The organism is Neotabrizicola shimadae (assembly GCF_019623905.1).
GTDB classification, from domain to species: domain Bacteria; phylum Pseudomonadota; class Alphaproteobacteria; order Rhodobacterales; family Rhodobacteraceae; genus Neotabrizicola; species Neotabrizicola shimadae.
This window is the reverse complement of record NZ_CP069370.1, coordinates 2437266-2457928: the sequence shown is the minus strand read 5'-3', so window position 1 is coordinate 2457928 and position 20663 is coordinate 2437266. Positions and strand designations below refer to the sequence as shown.

Below are 20663 nucleotides of genomic sequence, written 5' to 3'. Positions count from 1 at the left end.
CCGGGCGGCAGTTCTGCCGCCCGAGCTTCGGCCCGACTCAACGCGTGTCAGGCCGTCATCCGGTTGTGCTTGCGGGCGATGAACTGCTTGGCGGTTTCGACCGCAACAGCCGCGTCGCGGCAATAGGCATCGGCGCCGATCGCCTTGCCGAACTCTTCGTTCAGGGGCGCGCCGCCCACGAGGACTATATAGTCCTCTCGCATCCCCTTTTCCTTCATCGTGTCGATCACGACCTTCATGTAGGGCATGGTCGTGGTCAGCAGGGCCGACATGCCCAGGATGTCGGGCTGTTCGGCTTCCAGCGCCTCGAGGTATTTCTCCACCGAGTTGTTGATGCCAAGATCCAGCACCTCGAAGCCGGCGCCTTCCATCATCATGGCCACAAGGTTCTTGCCGATGTCGTGGATGTCGCCCTTCACGGTGCCGATGACCATCTTGCCCATGCGCGGCGCCCCGGTTTCCGCCAGCAGCGGCTTCAGGATCGCCATGCCCGCCTTCATCGCATTGGCGGCCAGAAGCACTTCGGGCACGAACAGGATGCCGTCGCGGAAGTCGGCGCCGACGATGGTCATGCCGGCGACCAGTGCCTTGGTCAGAACGTCATAGGGGGTCCAGCCGCGGTCCAACAGGATGCGGACGCCTTCCTCGATCTCTTCCTTCAGGCCGTCATACAGGTCGTCGTGCATCTGCAGGACGAGTTCGTCGTCAGAGAGTTCAGAGAGGATGATCTCGTCGTCGTCGGCCATGGGGGGCGCTCCTCAAGGGGTCTGGCTTGATGCGTAGTGCGGGAAAGCCGTCCCGTCCACAGCGACGTTTCCGACACTTGGGGGAGAAAGCCGACAGAGCCTGTCGGGGGCTGGCAATTGTTCCCTATATGTTCCAGATTGGGGCCATGTCACACCGGCACGCCTCCCTTCTTCCCGGCACCCGCCTGCGCGCCCGTGGGGCGGCTAGCAATCAGGCTGGCCGCTACGAGGCCACGCAGCGGGTGGCGGTGGAGGACGGGTGGGAACCGCCGGAGGAGCGGCTGGTACAGACCGAGGTTCGGGTCGAGGTGCCGCGGTCGGCGCTGAGCTTCAACCGCTCGCCGGACCTGCCGTTCGACCGGTCGGTGAACCCCTACCGGGGCTGCGAGCATGGCTGCGTCTACTGCTTTGCCCGGCCGACCCATGCCTGGCTCAACCTGTCGCCGGGGCTGGATTTCGAGACGCGGCTGATTGCCCGGCCGGGGATCGGGGCGGTGCTGGAGGCAGAGCTGCGGGCGAAGGGCTACCGGGTGGCGCCGGTGGCGATCGGGACCAATACAGACCCCTACCAGCCCTGCGAGGCGGAGCACCGGGTGATGCGGGAGGTGCTGGAGGTTCTGGCGGCCTTCCGGCATCCGGTGGCGATCACCACGAAGGGGGCGTTGATCGAGAGGGACCTGGACCTGCTGGCGCCGATGGCGGCGGAGGGGCTGGTGCGGGTGGGGGTGTCGGTCACGACGCTGGACGCGGGGCTTGCCCGGCGGATGGAGCCGAGGGCGGCGGCGCCGGCGCGGCGGCTGGAGGTGATCCGGCGGCTGTCGGCGGCGGGGGTGGGTGTGCGGGTCATGGTGGCGCCGGTGGTGCCGGGGCTGACGGACCACGAGCTGGAGGCGATCCTTGCGGCTGCGAAAGAGGCGGGGGCGGTCGGGGCGAGCTGGATCATGCTGCGGCTGCCGCTGGAGGTGGCGGGGCTTTGGCGGGAGTGGCTGGAGCGGGCCGAGCCGGGGCGGGCGGCCAAGGTGATGGGCCGGGTCAGGGAGCTGCACGGGGGGCGGGACTATGACCCGGCCTGGGGCAAGAGGATGCGGGGGGAGGGGCTTTGGGCGGAGCTGACCGCCCGGCGGTTCCGGTCGGCGGTGGCCCGGATGGGGCTGGCAGTGGACCTGCCGCCCCTGCGGAGCGACTTGTTCCGGCCGCCGCCGAGGGCCGGGGACCAGCTGAGCCTGTTTTAGGCGTCCGAGCTCGGACGCTAGGGTGGACCAAGTAAAATCAATGGGTTGCTGGCGCGGATTAACTTGGACTTAAGACTTTCACGGCTTCGCGCGGGGCCGGGCTCGGCAATCCCTTGAAGAAAACTGCCTCTCAGTCCCCCACGGCTTCGCGCCAGTGGCGGCGGCAGAGGCTGACGTAGGTTTCGTTGCCGCCGATCTGCACCTGTTCGCCGTCTTTCAGCGCGCGGCCGTCGGGGCCGCGGCGGATGACCATGGTGGCCTTCTTCCCGCAGGCGCAGATGGTGCGGACCTCGCGCATCTCGTCGGCCCAGGCCAGAAGCGCGGCCGAACCGGGAAAGAGGTTGCCCTGGAAATCCACGCGCAGGCCGTAGCACATGATTGGCACGCCGAGATCGTCCACGGCGCGGGCGAGTTGCCAGACCTGATCGCGCGCAAGGAACTGCGCCTCGTCGATGAAGACGCAGGCGACGGCGCCTTCGGCAAAGCGGGTCTTCAGCTTGGCGAATAGGTCTTCGCCCGGTGCGAATGTATCCGCCTCTTCGCCGATGCCGATGCGGCTGGCGATCCGGCTTTGGCCGCCCCGGTCGTCCAGCCGGGCGGTGATGAGATAGGGGACCATGCCGCCTTCACGATAGTTGTAGGCGGCCTGAAGGAGGGCGGTCGACTTGCCCGCGTTCATGGTGGAGTAATGGAAGTAGAGCTTTGCCATGACCGTCCCCTAGCCGGGCAGGCGGGGCGGTGCAATGGGCGGGGCGGTGCAAAGACCGGGTGCCCGCCACCCCTTTCCTTCGCGCGGGGGACTTGCGAAAGGGGGCGGGGCGGCGGGCGATACGTCCGGGGCCACATGGTCCCGGCAACTCGTTAACGTCCCGAACATCGGGCACAGGTGTCTTCTAGCCCGAGGGCCGGGTAGGGGTTCAGGGGAAAAAACCGGGAAAGTTCCCCGGAGCGGAGCGGCGATGACCATCGAGAGCTATCTGAAGAAGCACAGCGAAGCCTTGGTGAAGGATGTGGGCATCGAGGCGGCCTGCGCCGTGACTGGCCGGTCCAAGGCCACGCTTGGGCGGTACTATTCGGAGGACGAAGAGCACGGCGACCGCTTCATGCCGGTGGATGTGGTGGCCCGGCTGGAAGCGGCGGCGAGCTTCCCGCATGTGACGGCGGCACTGGCCGACCTGCGCGGCATCACGCTGAGCGGCGAGCCGGAGCGGCGCAATTCCGGGCCGCGCGGCATGAACCAGGAGGTGGTGGTTCTGGCGCAACGCTTTGCGCAGCTGATGGCGGAATACCACGAGTCCATCAGTGATGGCCGCATCACCGTGATCGAGGCCAAGCGGATGCTGCGCGAGACGCTGGCGCTTCAGCAGATCCTGATCGAGATCAAGATGAACCTGGAGGCCGAGGTCAACGGGGAGACCGGCTAGCCCCGCGCGGGCGACCGCCGCCGGGCTTGCTACCACCGGGCTTGCCACCACCGGGCGCGCGCTGCGGCGCGGCCTGGCCGCCTTGCGGTTTCGGCGCGGCGGCGGGGCGGGGCTTGGCGGCGGGCTTGGCGCCCTGCGGGGCGGCGGGCTTTGCCCCTTGGGGGGCGGGTCCGCCCGGACGGGCCGGCCGCGGCGGGCCCTTGCGTTGTGCGGGCTTGGGCGGCGGGGCGCCGACATTGGCCCAGGGGGCACCGCCGATGACCGGGATCGGCTTCTTCAGCACCTTCTCGATGGCGGCGAGATCGGCCATTTCTGCCGGGGCGCAGAAGGCGACAGCCGTGCCTTCGGCCCCCGCACGCGCGGTGCGGCCGATGCGGTGGACATAGTTTTCCGGCACGTTCGGCAGGTCGTAATTGTAGACATGGCGCACGGTCGGGATGTCGAGCCCGCGCGCTGCCACATCTGTGGCCACAAGCACCATGACCTCGCCGGCGCGGAAGGCCGACAGCATCGCCTCGCGCTGGTTCTGGCTGCGGTTGCCGTGGATGGCGCCGACCTTGAAGCCCCAGCTGGCCAGCAGTTTCGCCAGTTTGTCGGCGCCGTGCTTGGTGCGGCCGAAGACCAGCGCCTGCTCGTCGGGGTGCTTTTGCAGGTAGCTTTCCAGAAGCTTCGCCTTGTCCCCGTTCGGGATGAAGTGGATGCCCTGGTTGATGCGTTCCACCGGCTTGCCGGGCGGGGCCACCTGCACGCGGACCGGGTCGCGCAGGTAGGTTTCCGAGACCTCTTCGATGTCGTTCGGCATGGTGGCCGAGAACATCAGCGTCTGGCGCTTGAGCGGGATGAACTTGGCGATCTTCCGGAGCGAATGGATGAAGCCCATGTCAAGCATGTGGTCGGCTTCGTCGAGCACCAGATAGGCGCATTTTTCCAGGTTCACGTCGCCGCGTTCGATCAGGTCGATCAGGCGACCGGGGGTGGCCACCAGCACATCGGTGCCGCGGGCGAGCCGTTCGGCCTGCTTGTTGATCGAGGCGCCGCCGACGACGGTGGTGACCTTGACCGCCGTGCCCTTGGTGAAGGTGGTCAGCGTGTCGGAGATCTGCAGCACAAGTTCGCGCGTGGGGGCGAGGATCAGCGCGCGCACATGGCGCGGCCCCGGCGGGTGGCCGAGATCGAGGATGCGGTGCAGGAGCGGCAGGCCGAAGGCCAGCGTCTTGCCGGTGCCCGTCTGTGCGAGGCCCATGAGGTCGCGCCCCGCCATGACATGCGGGATCGACTGGGCCTGGATCGGCGTGGGCCGGTCGAGGCCGGCCGTCTCCAGCGCCTTGAGCAGGCGGGGGGAAAGGCCAAGGTCGGCGAAAGCGGTCATGGGATGTCCTGGATCTGGCATGCGGTGGCCGCCGCGGGGGCGGCACGAAAAGGCGGAAGTGCGCGCTGGCGCTGCCCGAGTCAAGGGAAACCGCTGCGTCAGGGGGCGGTTGGGCCGGTTGGCGCAGGTCATGGGACTGTCATGTCGGGGGGATAATTCCTTACAAGAAGAATCGGCTTTACAAGTCCGAGTAATTCGCTCAACTATGACCTCACCCTAGCCAGCCCTGCCGGGCAGCCCGGAGACCGCGATGAAACCCCACGGACCGGACCACGCATGTGCCCGACCCAGAGCAACCAGACACCGGCAGGGAGAGCCCGATGAATGCCTTGACCGAAGCCTCGACGCTGAACGTCGCCAATGCCGTTCCCGTGCATGACGCGACCCATCTGACCGCCGGCGGCCAGACCGCGCACATTCACCTGAACGGCCAGTTGTACTGCCTGCGCATCACGCGCGCCGGCAAGCTGATCCTCACCAAGTAACACCGGACCCTGCCCATGACCCGCCTTCTTGCCAGCACCGCCCTTGCGGCCATTCTGTGCCAGCCCGCCCTTGCCGCCGAGCCTTCGGATGTGGTGGCCACCTATGCCGATATCGGCGCCGCGGTTTACGGCGACAGCCTGACCACCGCGCAGGCGCTGCAGGTGGCGGTGGATGCCTTCCTGGCCGCGCCATCGGACGAGACGCTGGCGGCGGCCAAGACGGCCTGGCTCGCGGCGCGGGTGCCGTACCAGCAGTCGGAAGCGTTCCGCTTTGGCAACCCGATCGTGGACGACTGGGAGGGCCGGGTGAACAGCTGGCCGCTGGATGAGGGGCTGATCGACTATGTCGATGCGGCCTATGGCGGCGAGACGGAGGAAAACCCGCTGGCGGCGGCGAACATCATCGGCTCGACCGTGCTGAAGATCGGCGGCAAGGACGTGGATGTGACTGTGATCACGCCCGAGCTGATCGGGGGCACGCTGCATGGCGCGGATGGGATCGATGCGAATGTGGCCGCAGGCTACCACGCGATCGAGTTCCTGCTGTGGGGTCAGGATCTGAACGGCACGGGGCCGGGCGCGGGGAACCGGCCTTACACGGATTACGTCCAGGGCGAGGGCTGCACCGGCGGCAACTGCGACCGGCGGGCGGCCTATCTGAAGGCGGCGACGGATCTGCTGGTGGCGGACCTGGCCGAGATGGCGGCGAACTGGGCGCCGGGCGGGGCGGCGCGGGCGGCGGTGACGGCCGATCCGCAGGCCGGCGTGAAGGCGATGATCACCGGCATGGGGAGCCTCTCCTATGGCGAGCTGGCGGGCGAGCGGATCAAGCTGGGGCTTCTGCTGAACGACCCGGAGGAGGAGCACGACTGCTTCTCGGACAACACCTACAACAGCCATTACTACGACGGCGTGGGCATCCGGAACGTGTATCTGGGCAGCTATACCCGCCCCGACGGATCGGTGGTTGCGGGGCCGTCGCTTTCGGAACTGGTGGCGGCGGCGGATCCGGCGGTGGATGCCGCGGTGAAGGAGAAGCTGGACGCGACCATGGCGGCGATGACGGCGCTGAAGGCGAAGGCCGAGGCGGGCATGGCCTATGACGAGATGCTGGCGCCCGGCAACGCAGAGGGCGACGCGCTGATCATGGCGGTGGTGGACGGGCTGGTGGCGCAGACGCGCGAGATCGAGCGGGCGGCGAAGGTGCTGAACCTGGGCGAGCTGGCGGTCGAGGGCTCGGACAGCCTGGACAACCCGAACGCCGTCTTCCAGTGACCGGGAGGCGTCGGTGATCGTCTGTCACTGCATGGGAATTTCCGACCGCGACATCCGGGCCGCCGTGGACTGGATGCGCGCGTCGGACCCCGACACGGTGATCACGCCGGGCAAGATCTACCACGCCCTGGGCAAGCGGGCCGATTGCGGGGGCTGCATGCCCCTGTTCCTGGAAACCATGCGGTCGAACGAGAACTTCCGTGTGCCCGGTGCGGCAGGGGTGCCGCAGCTTCCGCGCTGGCGACGGGCGAAAGACAGAGAATTTCTGTAAACTTATGGAAACACGGGGAAATCCAGCCGCCCGCTGGACAGCCCCGGTCATGGAGACTACCTTGCCCGTCAGGCATAGCCACGGCCCGGTGCCGAAGCCGCCGTCCATCCAGCGACAAGCAAGGGGAATACCATGAAGGGCGACACCAAGGTCATCGAATATCTCAACGCAGCCCTGCGGTCCGAACTGACCGCGGTCAGCCAGTACTGGCTGCATTTCCGTCTTCAGGAGGATTGGGGCTTTGGCCGTCTGGCGGACAAGTCCCGCGCCGAATCCATCGAGGAGATGCACCATGCGGACAAGCTGATCGCGCGGATCATCTTTCTGGAAGGGCATCCGAACCTGCAGAAGCTGGACCCGCTGCGCATCGGCCAGTCGATCCGCGAAACGCTGGAATGCGATCTTGCGGCGGAACATGAGGCGCGGACGCTGTACATCGAGGCCCGGCGGCATTGCGACAGCGTGGGCGACTATGTGACCCGCGCCCTGTTCGACGAACTCATCGCGGACGAGGAAGGCCACATCGACTTTCTGGAAACCCAGCTTGGTCTGTTCGACCGTCTGGGCGAAGAGAAATATGGCCTCTTGAACGCAAAGCCTGCAGACCAGGCGGAATGACAGCTGCGCGCCGGCCCCGGACAGGGGGACCGGCGCGGCACGGAAGAACCGGAGGCGGCCGATGTGGCGCCCCATCGTGATGGGATCCTTGATCCTTGGCCTGCCGGCCCTTGCGCAGGACCCTGCGGCAGGGATGGCAGAGCCTTACCGCGATGCTATCCCGCGCTCTGCGGCAGAGGTGCAGCGCATCGCCGCAGTGGCGGCCCCGACCGGCACGTTCAGCGCCGCCGAGCCCTTCGAGGCGATGCCGGGTGGGGCCGCGACCGGCCCTGCGGTGCAGGACATGAACGCCTTTTCGCACCCTTCGGCCAATCTGGCCGGGCCGAAAGAGATGGATTTCCATCTGGGCAACGCGCTGTTCCGCAAGCTGTGGGTCGCTTCGCCTGCCTCGACGCTCGGGTCGGACGGGCTGGGGCCGCTCTACAACGCGCGCAGCTGCGAGAACTGCCACCTGCGCGACGGGCGCGGCCATCCGCCCGAAGGGCCGGAGGATGGCCGCGTTTCGATGGTGATGCGCCTGTCGATTCCGGGGGTGGCAGGCTCTGGGCCGGAGGCGATTGCCGGTTGGCTGGCCACGCTGAACGAGCCGGTCTATGGCGGGCAGTTGCAGGATTTCGCCGCGCCGGGGCAGGCGGCAGAGGGGCGCTGGTCGGTGTCCTACCGCGACGTGCCGGTGACGCTGGCCGATGGGACGGTGGTGACGTTGCGGGCGCCGGACTACACGCTGTCGGACCTGGCCTTCGGGCCGCTGGCCGAAGGGGCGATGTTGTCGCCACGGGTGGCGCCGCCGATGATCGGACTTGGGCTCCTGGAGGCGATTCCTGCGGCGGACATCCTGGCCCATGCCGACCCGGAGGACACCGATGGGGATGGCATATCGGGAAGGCCCGCCGTGGTGATGTCGCCGGAAACGGGAGCAGCGATGCTGGGACGGTTTGGCTGGAAGGGCGGGGCGGCGAGCCTGCGGGACCAGACGGCGGCAGCTTTCGCAATGGACATGGGCCTTTCGACCGACCTGCACCCCGCGCCCTGGGGCGATTGCACGGAGGCCCAGGCAGCCTGCCGCGCCGCGCCAGACGGGCAGGAGCCGGGCATCCGCGACGGGCTGGAGGTGGACCGGGAGAGCCTGGACCTTGTGACCTTCTATGCGCGCAACCTGGCGGTGCCGGGCCGGGCGGATGCGGGCGAGGCCGAGGTTCTGCGCGGCAAGGCGGCCTTCTATGGCGCGGGTTGCCCGGCCTGCCATGTGCCGAAGTTCGTCACCGCCCGGCTGGACGGGGAGCCGGAGCGGAGCTTTCAGCTGATCTGGCCCTACAGCGACCTGCTCTTGCACGACATGGGGCCGGGGCTGGCCGACAATCGGCCCGAGGGCCGCGCCACGGGCCAGGAATGGCGCACCCCACCCCTGTGGGGGCTTGGATCGACCGCGGCTGTCGGGGACGGAACGGCCACATATCTGCACGATGGCCGCGCCCGTGATCTTTCTGAAGCAATCCTGTGGCATGGCGGCGAGGCCAGCGCGGCCCGCGATGCCTTTGCCGCGATGCCTGCCCCGGATCGGCAGGCCCTGATCACCTTTCTGGAGTCGCTTTGACATGCGCCACCTTGTCCTTTGTCTTCTGGCCCTGATGCCGCTGCCCGCCACGGCGGGCGTGCGCGAGGCGGTCGAGGCGCAGATCCTGCCGGGCTATGCCGGCTTTGCCGAAGCGGCCGACCGGCTGGCGGTGGCTGCGGCGGCCGATTGTTCGCCCGAGGCGCTGCGCCCGGACTGGAACGCGGCCTTCGATGCCTGGTTGCGGGTGGGGTTCCTGCATCTGGGGCCGGGCGAGGACTCGGGCCGGACGCTGGCCATTGCCTTCTGGCCCGATCCCAAGGGGATTGGCGCCAAGCAGCAGGCGGGGCTGATCCGCACCGGGGACGTTGCGGTGCTGGAGCCTTCGGCCTTTGCCATGCAATCGGTGGCGGTGCGGGGGCTGTTCGCCCTGGAACGGCTGCTTTACCCCGCGCCGGACGATCCGGCGGCGGCGGGCGGCGATTATGTCTGCGCGCTGACGCGGGCCACGGCGGCGGATCTGGCGCGCATGGCGAACGGCATCCTGTCGGACTGGAGGGACGGCTATGCCGACGTGCTGCTGACCGCGGGCGAGCCGGGCAACGAGACCTACCTGACCGAGGCCGAGGCGGCGCAGGCGCTGTACACGCAGCTGATCACGGGGCTGGAGTTCGTGAAGGACCAGCGGCTTGGCCGGCCGCTTGGCACATTCGACGCGCCAAAGCCGGAGCGGGCCGAGGCGCGGGCCTCGGGCCGGTCCTTGCGCAATGTGGATCTGTCGCTGGAGGCGATGCGCGACTTCTCGCTGGCTCTGGCGCCGAAGTCGCCCGACACCGAGGCGGCCTTCGCCTCGGCGCTGGCGGTGGCCGAGGCGTTGGAGGATCCGGTGCTGGCCGGGGTGGGCGAGCCTGACGGACGGCTGAAGGTGGAGATCCTGCAGCAGCATGTCACCACCATCGTGGACGCGGCGGTGTCCGAGGTGGGACCGGCGCTTGGGGTGGATGTGGGCTTCAACGCGGCGGACGGGGACTGAGATGGCGACGCGGCGCGGATTCCTGGCGGGGCTGGCCGCGGCGGCTCTGCCGCGGCTGAGCTGGGCCGATGCGGGCAGCCCGGCCTTCCTTGCGGCGGCGAAGCTGGGCGAGGGCTATGTGCTGTGCGGGCTGGACGCGGCGGGGGGCGAGCGGTTCCGCCTGGACCTGCCGGCGCGGGGCCATGCGGCGGCGGCCCATCCGGTGCGGCCCGAGGCGGTGGCCTTTGCGCGGCGGCCGGGGACCTATGCGCTGGTGATCGACTGCGCGCGGGGCGAGGTCGTGGCGCGGCTGACCCCTCCCGAAGGGCGGCAGTTCAACGGTCACGGCGTGTTTTCCGCCGATGGCGCTTTGCTTTACACCTCGGAAGTGGTGGCCGAGGGATCGGCGGGGCGGCTTGGCCTGTGGGAGACGGCGGGCTGGCGGCGCATCGGCGAAGTGGACACGGGCGGCGTCGGACCGCATGACGTGAAGCGGCGGGCCGATGGTGGCCTGGTGGTGGCCAATGGCGGGATCGAGACCGATCCGGGCGACCGCACCAAGCTGAACATCGAGACGATGGCGCCGAACCTGGCCTATCTGTCGGCGGACGGCGCCTTGGAGGAGGTGGTGGCGCTGGATGCCGAACTGCACCAGGCCTCGATCCGCCACCTGGCGCTGGCGCCCGATGGCACGGTGGCCTTTGCGATGCAGTGGGAGGGCGATCCGGCCGAGGCGGTGCCGCTTCTGGGGCTGCACCGGCGGGGGGGCGCGCCCGTGCTGTCGCCGGATTACGAGACGGTGTTCTACCGCATGAAGGGCTATGCCGGCTCGATCGCGCTGGAGGCGGGGACGGGCCGGGTGGCGCTGACCTCGCCGCCGGGGGGCGTGGTGCAGCTGTACGGGCCGGACGCGGCGCCGCTCGCCACGCTGGCGCGGGCCGATGCCAGCGGCGTGGCGGTGGCGGAGGGGGGCTTCGTGCTGACCGACGGCAATGGCGGGATCAGCCGGATCGCCGGGAATGAGCTGCGGCCCCTGGCGAAGGACGACCTTGCCTGGGACAATCACCTGGTGGCGGTGTGAGGGAAAGTGGCAGCCCGTAGGGGAGTCGAACCCCTCTTCCCAGGTTGAAAACCTGGTGTCCTAACCGATAGACGAACGGGCCGCGCTTCGGCGTGGCGGCTTGTTAGACGAGCCGCCGGGCCAGCGCAAGGGGGTTCTCAGCCGTCGATGCGGGCGCCCATGATGGCGATGGCCTGCTGGTAGACGGTGGCCGCGTTCCATTCCTTGATGACGGCGAAGTTGGGCTCGCCCTCCTGGTAGCCGAGGCCGGGTTGCCAGCCCTTCTGGCGCAGGTAGTTGGCGGTGGAAGACAGCGCGTCGGCCTGGTTGGAGAGATCCACCTTGCCGTCGCCGTTGGCATCCACGCCATAGGCCAGCGCATTTCCGGGCAGGAACTGGGTGTGGCCCAACTCGCCATGCTTGGCCCCGACGGAGGACGGGCTGATCGAGCCGCGGTCCACCAGGACCAGGGCCGCGACGAGATGGGGGGTGAAGAAGTCCGACCGCCGGCAGTCGTAGGACAGGGTGGCGATGGCCGAGACGACATTGGTGTCGCCCATGAAATTGCCGAAGCCGGTTTCCATGCCGTGGATGGCGATGATGACGCCTGCGGGCACGCCGTAGGTCTGTTCCAGCGCGGCATAGAACTTGGGGTTCTTGGCCTTGCGCGCGCGGCCCTGCTTGACGATGGCATCGGCGCCGCGGACCTGCATGAACTTGTCGAGCGTGTACTTGAAGCTCTTCTGGTTGCGGTCGGCAGAGATGGTGGCCTTGGAATAGCTGCTGTTCATCAACGCCGCGATTCCGGCCTGGCCCACGCCCTGCGCGCGGGCTTCTTCGGCCATCACGGGCTTCCAGGCCTCGTATTCGCCGGACGTGCTGGAACAGGGGGCCGCCAGGGCGATCTGGGGAAGGGCAAGGGCGGCGAGGAAAGCGCCGTGGCGCAATTGCAAAAGGGCTTTGTGAAACACCGGTGGTCCCGTCGGCTGGATTTTCGCCACTCTATGCGGTTGATGCCTTTGCGCAAGTCACAGTCTTGACAGGCGCGCGGTTGTCAGTGCGCCGGCGCGGCCTTAGTCTTTGCCGCAACGCCAGATGCCTGCCCGCGGGGAGAGCCGATTGATCCGTTCTATGCCCGGCCGATCGTTCGTTTTGTACACGTGCCATTGCTGCGGGAGGTCCGCGTGAGTTTCGCCGCTGTCCTTGCCTTGGGGCATGTCGGTGTGCAGGCGCTTCTGGTGATCCGGGCGCTGCTGCGGCCGCATCGTGAGCCGGCCTCACGCCTTGCCTGGATCGTGGTGATCCTGGCGCTGCCGGTCATGGGGATCGTCGCCTATGTGCTGGTTGGGGAGACCCGGGTGGGCCGCAAGCGGGTGGAGCGTCGGGCCAGGGTCCAGGCCGCCCTGCCGGGGTTCGACACGGTGCCGGGCGCGGCGGCGGCCGTGGCAAAGGCGGACACCCACGAACGCCACCGGCCATTGTTCAAGGTGGGCCAGTCGATCAGCGGCTTTCCCGTGACCGGGGGCAATACCGGCCGGCTGCTGGACGAGGGCGATGCGGTGATCGACGCGCTGGTGGCCGACATCGACGCGGCGACACGGCATGTGCACCTGCTGTTCTACATCTGGCTGCCCGACCGCAACGGCACGCGGGTGGCCGAGGCGCTGATCCGCGCGGCGGGGCGGGGCGTCACGGTGCGGGCGATGGCCGATGACCTGGGGTCTCGCAGCCTGCTGAAACACCCGCTGTGGGCGCAGATGCGGCAGGCCGGCGTTCGGCAGGCGCGGGCGCTGGAGGTCGGCAACCCGCTGTGGCGGGCGATCACCGGGCGGATCGACCTGCGCAATCACCGCAAGATCGTGGTGATCGACAATCGCATCACCTATTGCGGCAGCCAGAATTGCGCGGACCCCGAATTCCTGCCCAAGGCGAAATACGGCCCCTGGGTCGATGCGGTGATGCGGTTCGAGGGTCCGGTGGTCCGGCAGAACCAGATCCTGTTCGCCGCCGACTGGATGAGCGAGGTGGACGAGGATCTTGCGCCGCTTCTGACCGAGCCGCTGGAGGCCCCGGCGCCGGGTGGCTTTACCGCCCAGGTCATAGCCGAGGGGCCGACCGACCGGCCCTCTGCCGCGCCGGAGATGTTCGCCTCGCTTCTGTGGGCGGCGCGGCGCGAAGCCATCGTCACCACGCCCTATTACGTTCCGGTGGACTCGCTGCAGTCTGCCCTGCGCGCGGCGGCCAACCGCGGGGTGCAGGTGACGCTGATCCTGCCGGCGCGGAACGACGATTTTGCGGTGGGCGCGGCCGCGCGCAGCTATTATGCCGATCTTCTGGAAGCCGGCGTGAAGATATGGGAGTTCAAGCCGGGCCTTCTGCATACCAAATCGCTGACGGTGGATGGCGAGGTGACTCTGATCGGATCGGCCAACATGGATTGCCGCAGCTTTTCGCTGAACTTCGAGAACAACATTCTGCTGTGCGACCCCGACCTGACCCAGGCGATGCGGGCGCGGCAGATGCAGTACCTGGGCCAGAGTCTGCGCGTGACAGCGCGGGAGGTGTCGCTCTGGCCGTGGTACCGGCGGTTGTGGAACAACGGTCTTGGCCTGATCGGGCCGGTGCTGTGATGTCTTTGGCCTCTCCCCTGGAACTGATCGTTGCCTCGTGGAACATCCACAAGGGCGTTGGAACCGACCGGAAACGCGACCTGCACAGGACCGCGACCGTGATCAGCGAACTGGGCGCGGATATCGTGGCGCTGCAGGAGGCGGACACACGGTTCGGCACGCGCACCGGCCTTCTGGATCTGGAGCGGCTGCATCGCAACACAGGATTGGCGCCGGTGCCGATCCCGAACGGCGGGCCGGCGCATGGCTGGCATGGCAATGTGGTGCTGGCGCGGGATGCCGAGCTGCAAGACCTGCGCGGCATCGACCTGCCGGGGCTGGAGCCGCGCGGCGCGCTTCTGGTGGATCTGTCGATCCTGGGGCGGCCCCTGCGGGTTGTGGCGGCGCATCTTGGGCTGTTGCGCAGTTCGCGGCGGGCGCAGGCCGAGACCTTGCTGCGCGAGATGACCGCGCTGGACGACCGGCCCACCCTTCTGATGGGCGACCTGAACGAATGGCGCGAGGGCTGGCGGTCGCCGTTCGAAAGGCTTTCGACGCATCTTCCGCAGCAGCCCGTGGTGCGCAGCTTTCCGGCGCGGATGCCGGCGCTGGCGCTGGACCGGATCATGGCCTGCAACCGGGGCGAGCTGACCGACCTTGTTGCGCATGACACGGCGCTGGCGCGGCGCGCTTCGGACCATCTGCCGATCCGGGCGCGGCTTCTGTTGCCCTGAGCAAGGCTTGACGACGCCACGCGCGGGGTGAGGATGGCCCGCGCAAGTGCAAGGAGGATGACGTGGGACGGCTGGCTGGCAAGACGGTTCTGGTGACGGCGGCGGGGCAGGGGATCGGGCGGGCTTCGGCCCTGGCGATGCACCGCGAAGGCGCGCGGGTCATCGCGACCGACATCAATGAGGGGCTTCTGGCATCGCTGGCTGCCGAGGGGCCGGAGGTCCGCGTTCTGAACGTGCGCGACCCTTCCGCCATTGCCGAGACGGCAGCGGCCGTGGGCACGCCGGACGTGCTGTTCAACTGCGCGGGCTTTGTGGCGAACGGCACGATTCTGGATTGCACCGAGGAGGACTGGGCCTTCTCGATCGACCTGAACCTGACCGCGATGTTCCGCATGTGCCGGACCTTCATTCCCGGCATGGCGGCGCGGGGCGGCGGGTCGATCATCAACATGGCATCGGTCGCCTCATCCGTGATCGCCGCGCCGAACCGGTTCGTCTATGGCATGACCAAGGCCGGGGTGATCGGCATGACCAAGGCGATTGCCGCCGACTTCGTGACCAAGGGCATCCGCTGCAATGCGATCTGCCCCGGCACGGTGGACACGCCGTCGCTGAACGACCGGATGGCGGCGGGCGGCGATTATGAGGCGGCACGCAAGGCGTTCCTGGCGCGGCAACCGACGGGCAAGCTGGCGCGGGCCGAGGACATTGCCGGGCTGGTCGTGTTCCTGGCCTCGGACGAGGCGGCCTTTGTCACCGGAGCGATCCACGTGATCGACGGCGGCTGGTCGAACACCTGACATCCGGGGGGGGGCCAGGCCGCGCGATAGCGGCTTGACCCCCGGTGCCAGAATCCATAATGAGGCCCTGCCTCTTGGCGGGTTGGCGGAGAGGTTACGCAGCGGATTGCAAATCCGTGAAGACCGGTTCGATTCCGGTACCCGCCTCCATAACTCCTGATGAAGCTCCTTCATCCTCAGACGCGGTTTGCGGCGGACCGAGGCATAAGTCCGCTGCGCAAACCGCTGTTCTGGCTGCAGCTGGACCAAGGGGGCATGACGGACTGGGTGTTGCTGACGACTGTGCTGCCGGTCTCTTGCAAGCGCGCAAGGGCAACTCTGGCACCTTTGGTCACACGGCGATTCAACGAGAGGCGCGCGATGGTCTGGCCAGGTCCAGCGTTCCGCTCAGCTATGCCATCGCTGGCAGTGGTGCCGGACAGTTGCCGGTCACTCATCAGCAGTCTTCTGTCCCTGCGTGAGTGTGCAGGGGGGTCACGGCAGCCCGGCTAAAGCCGCTTGCCGGTCAGGGGTCGTCACCGCCGCGCCATTGGCCAGAGCGCCGCCGGTGACCGTATGGTTCACGTCGTTTTGCTTCGCGGGACTCCTAACCTTGACGGCAAAGGCGTGTTGTTGGCCGCCTGCAACCAATGACGTCCCAAGGATTGCGCTTCCATCGGCGCTCTCTGCGGTCGCCGCACGATCCCAGGAAAGGCCTGCCGGGGCGGCCATGAACCCGAGTTCGGCCATGGGGCCCACGATCAGCGTGCCTTCTGCGTCTTCCGTCCAGCCAAAGCTCGGACCGCCGCATTGCGCCGGCTCCGCAGGTGCAAGCCCGTCACGCGGCCATTCCACGTCATGAGATCGGCTGCACCGATGGAGCCCTGTGGACGGCCTTTCCGGGAAAGGATGCGTGCCACGTCAGGCCGTTTCGCCAAGGCTGTCAGCCCGCAGCGAAACCTGCCGAATCCCCGAAGTTTCGACATTCGGACTACCCACCACGGTGCGCCAGGCCGGGGCACTGGCGACCCGCGTCAAGGCACGGTCCGGAAGAATTGCCACCAAGGGACCGACGGCAGCTTCGGGAACGGTCGCCGAGGCCCGGAAATGCCACAAGCGATAGGCCAGAACGCCCGCCTCGAACATCGAGCAGCCGAGTGCCTCTGCAAGGGATGGCAACATCTTCGGCAAGACGGTTGTCAGTTCGACCCTCTCGAAACGCCGCCGAACCCTCTGCGACGCCTCGGCCTGCTGCCTGGCGAACTCCGCAGAAACAGAGGTATCGCTGACCCGGTAGGAATAGTACGCCTTCTCGACCATCGCCGGCTTGAAAAAGCGCAGCCAGGTGCCCCACAACGCATAATCCTCGCAGTGTCTGACAACGCCAGACCAGGGATAGCCACCGAGAACCCTGTAGACGCGGCGGTCTGCGACCACGCTCCCGTGGGGAAACGGACAACCACCTTCAATGAAGAACCGGAGGATGCCAGCCCAGTCACCGGGCCGGATGTGGCGGTCTATCTCCTTGCCGGACGTGTCCACCCGAACCATGCCGGTCGCCGAGATGCTCAGGTCCCCATCTTCAAGAAACTGTGCGACCTGCGCTGCGAGCTTGCCGTCCAGCCACCGGTCGTCGGCATCCAGTCGAGCAATGAGGTCGCTCTTGCTGGCCGACAGGCCGGCATTCAGGGCGCCGACAATGCCCTGATTTCTGTCAAGCCGCATCCACCGCACCAGCGACTCCGCCGCGCCCAGATCGCTGGCAAACTCCTGAACGGGAAAGGGGCTTCCGTCATCCACGAGCAAGACCTCGAGCTTGCCTGGATAGGACTGATCTGCCACCGACGTCAGGGCCTCGCGCAGAAGCCTGACCTGGTCCATCGACTTGGACCTTAAGAACACAGGCAGTAGGACGGTAATCGAGGGAAGCTCAGTCACGGAACGCGCCCCTCGGGTTGATCAGGGAACACGCCTTTCGCAAGTGGACGATTTCCCACTCTCCAAACGCGTCCCTGTCTTCGGACGGAAAACATAGCACATCGTCCCAGAAAAATTCCGGTCGCAATCCTTTGGCGACGCTTGCGGCGAGGCTGTTCACAGCTGACCTGCAGAACTCAAAGTGCTCCATATGCTTCTTGTCATCAGAGTTGCCGTCACCCAGCAGGCGGTATTCGGCCACGACCTCAGGGAGTGGCGATGCGCGCAGGCCCGCACCAATCAGCTGCACCAGGAAGTGGTGATCCTCCAGGTAATGCATGTCGGTGCGAAACGCGGCGCCGGATTCAAGGACGGCATCGACACGCGCAATGAAACTGTTGAATGCGATGAAGTTCGCCGCAAGGATCGATACCCATGGCATCAGCTTGTGCTGCGGGAATGGCTCTCCGCTCTTGGGAAGCGCATTGGACAGACCATAGGCAATATCGCTGCCTCTCAACCGCATCGAAAGCACAAGGCGCTCTGCAAAGCTCGGAAGGATGTGGTCGTCGTCGTCAAGAAAACACAGCAAATCGAACTGATCCGCATGCGCCCTCAGGTACTCCAGCGCAACGTTGCACGGGTAACCACGCTTGAGATCTGTTCTTGGCGCGTGAAGTACGATGGGAGACTGAACGGAACCGGCGCCGAAGCCAGTCTGCGGGAGATGGCGGCGCACAAACTGAACAGCTTCATCGTCGCCATGAACGACGATACAAGGCGTCACGGGAAAAGCCTGGTTCTGGACCGAAGCGATGGCCGCAGCCAGAAGCTCCATCCTGTGTCCCTGGGTCCGAATGACGCAGAACACCGATGGCGCTTCAGGCAAGGGCGACCGTCCCGACGGCGGAATCGAGAGTTCCAGAGTCTCCCTCAGAAACGTCGTACGCACAGCGTCGGCAAGCCTCGCCTGGCGATCCAGCCGACTGATAGACTGCGTCTTGGCGTGCCAGCGATAGCGATACAGATGGTTGTCGATGCGAGTTATCGGTTCCTGTGCCGCCACGCGGAGAGCAAAATCGTAGTCCTGGACGCCCGAGTGGCGTTTATCGAAACCGCCCAGTTCCTCATAGAGGTCCCGCCGGAACGCAACAAGATGGCCGGCAATCATGCCCTTCTCGAACAGGTCCTCCACATCACCGCCCGGCATCCGCTTGCGCAGCACCTTTCCGGATTCGTCGATATCCGACATGAGCGAGGTGAAGTAACGGCAATGCGGATTTGCGATCGCCGACTCTGAAAGCACGGCAAGAGCGTTCGGCTCCAGAAGGTCGTCACAATCAAGAAGTACCGCCCACATCTTGCCCGCACTTCTGATTCCACGATCCAGCGCTCGTGTTATGCCATGGTTCTTGCCGTCCGAAATGACCCGAGTTCGCGACTGAATGCTGGCAGGAAGTCGCCGCAGCAACTCACGGTCCGGGACGGACGGATCATCATTCACAATGATCCACTCAAAGTCGATCTCACCGGAAATCAAGAGATTTCCCACACTCTCTGCGCAATGAGAGAAAAAGTCCAGATGCGCGAAAAACGGCGTGATGATTGAAAAGCTCGGGCGCCCAAGCTGACGGACCGCCCGCGATCTTTGGCCCTTCTTCAGTTGATTTCGAACGAGGGGGCCGCTGCCCAGCAGAATATGCAGGGGCGGCGCAGGCTCCCGGAAATCTGGTGGAAAGTAGCGGGCAATGATGTTCCGGGTTTGCTCTTGGTAGTCTTGAGGATGCTGCAGTGGAACAGCAAACCCCACCGTGCCATCGCGATTCGAAAGAAAACGCCGTGGATCCCGCTTCTTCGCGGAATTGCGAAGGCGCTGGTAATGACGCTTGGAGAAGGGCTTCAAGACCCCTGAAACGATCATTGCAAGCCGGCGTTTGACGTACTCGCCGACCGGCCAATAGGGTCGGCGCAGGGCGCTCGTCAATACCGTTTCCAGCATCTGAATGCGCTGACGTGCCGCCGCCAGTTCGGCATCCCGGCTTGCTATCGATGCCGCGAGCGAGTCGCGTTCAACCAGCGTATCCACGATCTGCGCTTCAAGCCTGTGAATGCGCTCGCGTGCGGCTGCCTGATCTGCATCGTAGCCGGTGATCGCTGCCGCAAAGGAGTCGCGTTCAGCCAGCACTTCCGACATCTGCGCTTCAAGACGGTCAGTCTCAGCCGATTGCGGCCTTTCAATCGACCCCGACGTCTCATTTTCGGAAAGCGTTCTTGCTGTGTCGCGCTGGAGGGCGATCAGTTCGCTTATGCGCTCATTACTCTTGCCAAGCGCATCCTGCAGGTTCGCAATTTCCGAAAGCCCCTCGGAGACTTGGTAGCGAAGTAATTCTACCTTGAGGTCAAACGCATCCTTTGCAGCTTGCTGTGCGGGCAGGTTTATCCGATCACGCCAAAGCTGCGCGAGGCTGTCCTGTACATTCAATTTCGGATCCATGCGTTCAGCCAATTTCCGTGCCGGTCATGCTATCAGTGGGACGTTCCGGTAAAGGCCCGGAGCGGTGGTCCAAATCGTTCAACATGCAGAACAAGTTCTCTCCGACGATTACGAAATCCCTGTCTGACTCAAGCAATCGCCGCAAGACCGGATGAGACGTCCGAGCGCGGGGCAGCATCCAGTCATGAAGTTCCACAATCACGAGAGGAACCGCCTCATGCCACACCCCAGACCCAGAGAAGACATTTGACTCGAATCCTTCGATATCGATCTTCACGATGCCGGGGCAATGGCTCATTTCGAAGCAGCGAATGATCTCGTCAACGGTCACAACCGGCACGAGTGTGGATTGTTCTGTCGCTCCCTCGGTGGTTGTCTGGATGCCCCAGGAGCCTCGTCCCGGGTCCATGATTGCCGCGCGTGTTGGCTCCGCTCCGAGTGCGGCGGGAAGAGGCAGCACGGGCATGCCTTCGGTGTTCATTGCCAGAAGAGCGAAGTTGTCGGGGTCGGGCTCGATGGCTACGACAAGGGCATCCGGGATCTGTGCCGAAAGCGCAAGCGACGACAGGCCGATGTTCGCTCCGGCATCAATGATCAGCGGCGTCTTTTCAGAGCTTCGGCAGGCGCTCAGCCATTGCAGAAGCTCGTCCCGGCGGGGCAGCTTTGCGAGGGAAAACGCTTCGTCAACGAATATCTGCCCGACCAATTCGCTGTCGGAACTGTTCGTTCTCAGATACAATGTGCGCTCTTCGCCAGCGATGCGAAGCGTCAATGCCTCCAGACCGTGGTTCGGGCTCATGCGAAACCCCGCACTGATTTTGGGCTCGGCTGGATTCGGGTTGCGTTCCTCACCTGCAGGCAACGGCTTCTCAGGGGCCGGAAAGCTGCGGTCCCGATTTCGTCAGGGCTCTTCAGGCGCTTGCGGATGAAGCAACTCTGGGTGCTGCTCTCGCGCCGTTGAAGAAACACGATAGACGTATGGGAGCAATTCTTCTGAAGGCGTAAAGGCGGCCGTCTGTGTGTGCCGCGGTGAATGTTCTCTTGCTGGAGCGCCTGTGGTGGCTGAAGGTGCAGCCGTTGAGCATA

The 20663-nt window shown here is 66.2% G+C and carries 20 protein-coding genes and 2 tRNA genes; 13 read left to right on the top strand and 9 right to left on the bottom strand.

Going from position 1 to position 20663, the window contains the following annotated elements; translation table 11 throughout:
• Positions 1-47: 47 nt before the first annotated feature.
• Positions 48-746, bottom strand: coding sequence for a cobalamin B12-binding domain-containing protein (locus tag JO391_RS11890; protein ID WP_220660703.1), 699 nt, complete (start codon positions 744-746; stop codon positions 48-50).
• A gap of 146 nt (positions 747-892) precedes the next feature.
• On the opposite strand from JO391_RS11890, the gene JO391_RS11885 reads away from it, so the two are divergent.
• Positions 893-1978 carry a PA0069 family radical SAM protein gene (locus JO391_RS11885; protein ID WP_220660702.1) on the top strand — a complete coding sequence of 362 codons (1086 nt, stop codon included), beginning with the start codon at positions 893-895 and terminating at the stop codon, positions 1976-1978.
• Between the two features lie 130 nt (positions 1979-2108).
• Here JO391_RS11885 and JO391_RS11880 read toward each other — a convergent pair whose 3' ends face one another.
• Positions 2109-2687 carry a thymidine kinase gene (locus JO391_RS11880; protein ID WP_220660701.1) on the bottom strand — a complete coding sequence of 193 codons (579 nt, stop codon included), beginning with the start codon at positions 2685-2687 and terminating at the stop codon, positions 2109-2111.
• Between the two features lie 250 nt (positions 2688-2937).
• On the opposite strand from JO391_RS11880, the gene JO391_RS11875 reads away from it, so the two are divergent.
• Complete coding sequence (locus JO391_RS11875; RefSeq protein WP_220660700.1) at positions 2938-3402, top strand: hypothetical protein; 465 nt, start codon at positions 2938-2940, stop codon at positions 3400-3402.
• Here JO391_RS11875 and JO391_RS11870 read toward each other — a convergent pair.
• On the bottom strand, positions 3383-4771 hold the full coding sequence (locus tag JO391_RS11870; protein WP_220660699.1) for a DEAD/DEAH box helicase: 1389 nt from the start codon (positions 4769-4771) through the stop codon (positions 3383-3385). The two genes, JO391_RS11875 and JO391_RS11870, sit on opposite strands and share 20 nt — an antisense overlap.
• Before the next feature lie 320 nt (positions 4772-5091).
• Between JO391_RS11870 and hemP the strand changes: the two genes are divergently transcribed.
• From hemP to JO391_RS11835, 7 genes are all read left to right on the top strand, one after another.
• Positions 5092-5256 (top strand): hemin uptake protein HemP, encoded by a 165-nt coding sequence (hemP, locus tag JO391_RS11865; RefSeq protein WP_220660698.1) that lies wholly within the window; start codon positions 5092-5094, stop codon positions 5254-5256.
• Positions 5257-5271: 15 nt separating this feature from the next.
• Positions 5272-6531, top strand: a complete 1260-nt coding sequence (locus tag JO391_RS11860) for an imelysin family protein (RefSeq protein WP_220660697.1) — start codon at positions 5272-5274, stop codon at positions 6529-6531.
• Between the two features lie 13 nt (positions 6532-6544).
• Entirely contained in the window at positions 6545-6802 is a 258-nt protein-coding gene (locus tag JO391_RS11855; RefSeq protein WP_220660696.1) for a (2Fe-2S)-binding protein, read from the top strand.
• A gap of 132 nt (positions 6803-6934) precedes the next feature.
• Complete coding sequence (gene bfr, locus JO391_RS11850) at positions 6935-7420, top strand: bacterioferritin (protein WP_220660695.1); 486 nt, start codon at positions 6935-6937, stop codon at positions 7418-7420.
• Between the two features lie 61 nt (positions 7421-7481).
• Positions 7482-9014 (top strand): di-heme oxidoreductase family protein, encoded by a 1533-nt coding sequence (locus JO391_RS11845; protein ID WP_375155662.1) that lies wholly within the window; start codon positions 7482-7484, stop codon positions 9012-9014.
• Position 9015: 1 nt separating this feature from the next.
• Complete coding sequence (locus JO391_RS11840) at positions 9016-10005, top strand: imelysin family protein (RefSeq protein WP_220660694.1); 990 nt, start codon at positions 9016-9018, stop codon at positions 10003-10005.
• 1 nt (position 10006) lies between these two features.
• Complete coding sequence (locus tag JO391_RS11835; RefSeq protein WP_220660693.1) at positions 10007-11065, top strand: DUF1513 domain-containing protein; 1059 nt, start codon at positions 10007-10009, stop codon at positions 11063-11065.
• Between the two features lie 7 nt (positions 11066-11072).
• Here JO391_RS11835 and JO391_RS11830 read toward each other — a convergent pair.
• Together JO391_RS11830 and JO391_RS11825 are read right to left on the bottom strand one after the other, a co-directional pair.
• A tRNA-Glu gene (locus tag JO391_RS11830) sits at positions 11073-11147 on the bottom strand.
• A gap of 55 nt (positions 11148-11202) precedes the next feature.
• Positions 11203-11889: a lytic murein transglycosylase gene (locus JO391_RS11825; protein ID WP_375155702.1), complete on the bottom strand. Its 687-nt coding sequence runs from the start codon at positions 11887-11889 to the stop codon at positions 11203-11205.
• 339 nt (positions 11890-12228) lie between these two features.
• On the opposite strand from JO391_RS11825, the gene cls reads away from it, so the two are divergent.
• From cls to JO391_RS11805, 4 genes are all read left to right on the top strand, one after another.
• On the top strand, positions 12229-13674 hold the full coding sequence (gene cls, locus JO391_RS11820) for a cardiolipin synthase (protein ID WP_220660691.1): 1446 nt from the start codon (positions 12229-12231) through the stop codon (positions 13672-13674).
• Positions 13674-14387: an endonuclease/exonuclease/phosphatase family protein gene (locus JO391_RS11815; RefSeq protein ID WP_220660690.1), complete on the top strand. Its 714-nt coding sequence runs from the start codon at positions 13674-13676 to the stop codon at positions 14385-14387. The genes cls and JO391_RS11815 overlap by 1 nt, the downstream gene beginning before the upstream one ends.
• A gap of 62 nt (positions 14388-14449) precedes the next feature.
• Positions 14450-15187: an SDR family oxidoreductase gene (locus JO391_RS11810; RefSeq protein ID WP_220660689.1), complete on the top strand. Its 738-nt coding sequence runs from the start codon at positions 14450-14452 to the stop codon at positions 15185-15187.
• A 76-nt stretch (positions 15188-15263) separates the two neighbouring features.
• Positions 15264-15337 (top strand) — tRNA-Cys (locus JO391_RS11805).
• A 324-nt stretch (positions 15338-15661) separates the two neighbouring features.
• Here JO391_RS11805 and JO391_RS11800 read toward each other — a convergent pair.
• The 4 genes from JO391_RS11800 to JO391_RS11785 all read right to left on the bottom strand — a co-directional run bounded on the left by JO391_RS11800 (position 15662) and on the right by JO391_RS11785 (position 20376).
• Positions 15662-15916, bottom strand: a complete 255-nt coding sequence (locus tag JO391_RS11800) for a hypothetical protein (RefSeq protein ID WP_220660688.1) — start codon at positions 15914-15916, stop codon at positions 15662-15664.
• A gap of 171 nt (positions 15917-16087) precedes the next feature.
• On the bottom strand, positions 16088-17104 hold the full coding sequence (locus JO391_RS11795) for a glycosyltransferase family 2 protein (RefSeq protein WP_220660687.1): 1017 nt from the start codon (positions 17102-17104) through the stop codon (positions 16088-16090).
• Positions 17097-19589, bottom strand: a complete 2493-nt coding sequence (locus JO391_RS11790; RefSeq protein WP_220660686.1) for a glycosyltransferase — start codon at positions 19587-19589, stop codon at positions 17097-17099. Before JO391_RS11790 ends, JO391_RS11795 begins: the two co-directional genes overlap by 8 nt.
• Entirely contained in the window at positions 19582-20376 is a 795-nt protein-coding gene (locus JO391_RS11785; RefSeq protein WP_220660685.1) for an FkbM family methyltransferase, read from the bottom strand. The genes JO391_RS11790 and JO391_RS11785 overlap by 8 nt, the downstream gene beginning before the upstream one ends.
• Between the last annotated feature and the right edge of the window lie 287 nt (positions 20377-20663).

What these genes read in the sequence shown, in the direction of transcription:
- JO391_RS11890 (WP_220660703.1), bottom strand. Translation starts at nt 746, where the DNA reads ATGGCCGACGACGACGAGATCATCCTCTCTGAACTCTCTGACGACGAA.
- JO391_RS11885 (WP_220660702.1), top strand. Translation starts at nt 893, where the DNA reads ATGTCACACCGGCACGCCTCCCTTCTTCCCGGCACCCGCCTGCGCGCC.
- JO391_RS11880 (WP_220660701.1), bottom strand. Translation starts at nt 2,687, where the DNA reads ATGGCAAAGCTCTACTTCCATTACTCCACCATGAACGCGGGCAAGTCG.
- JO391_RS11875 (WP_220660700.1), top strand. Translation starts at nt 2,938, where the DNA reads ATGACCATCGAGAGCTATCTGAAGAAGCACAGCGAAGCCTTGGTGAAG.
- JO391_RS11870 (WP_220660699.1), bottom strand. Translation starts at nt 4,771, where the DNA reads ATGACCGCTTTCGCCGACCTTGGCCTTTCCCCCCGCCTGCTCAAGGCG.
- hemP (WP_220660698.1), top strand. Translation starts at nt 5,092, where the DNA reads ATGAATGCCTTGACCGAAGCCTCGACGCTGAACGTCGCCAATGCCGTT.
- JO391_RS11860 (WP_220660697.1), top strand. Translation starts at nt 5,272, where the DNA reads ATGACCCGCCTTCTTGCCAGCACCGCCCTTGCGGCCATTCTGTGCCAG.
- bfr (WP_220660695.1), top strand. Translation starts at nt 6,935, where the DNA reads ATGAAGGGCGACACCAAGGTCATCGAATATCTCAACGCAGCCCTGCGG.
- JO391_RS11845 (WP_375155662.1), top strand. Translation starts at nt 7,482, where the DNA reads ATGTGGCGCCCCATCGTGATGGGATCCTTGATCCTTGGCCTGCCGGCC.
- JO391_RS11840 (WP_220660694.1), top strand. Translation starts at nt 9,016, where the DNA reads ATGCGCCACCTTGTCCTTTGTCTTCTGGCCCTGATGCCGCTGCCCGCC.
- JO391_RS11835 (WP_220660693.1), top strand. Translation starts at nt 10,007, where the DNA reads ATGGCGACGCGGCGCGGATTCCTGGCGGGGCTGGCCGCGGCGGCTCTG.
- JO391_RS11825 (WP_375155702.1), bottom strand. Translation starts at nt 11,889, where the DNA reads ATGGCCGAAGAAGCCCGCGCGCAGGGCGTGGGCCAGGCCGGAATCGCG.
- JO391_RS11815 (WP_220660690.1), top strand. Translation starts at nt 13,674, where the DNA reads ATGTCTTTGGCCTCTCCCCTGGAACTGATCGTTGCCTCGTGGAACATC.
- JO391_RS11800 (WP_220660688.1), bottom strand. Translation starts at nt 15,916, where the DNA reads ATGGCCGAACTCGGGTTCATGGCCGCCCCGGCAGGCCTTTCCTGGGAT.
- JO391_RS11785 (WP_220660685.1), bottom strand. Translation starts at nt 20,376, where the DNA reads ATGAGCCCGAACCACGGTCTGGAGGCATTGACGCTTCGCATCGCTGGC.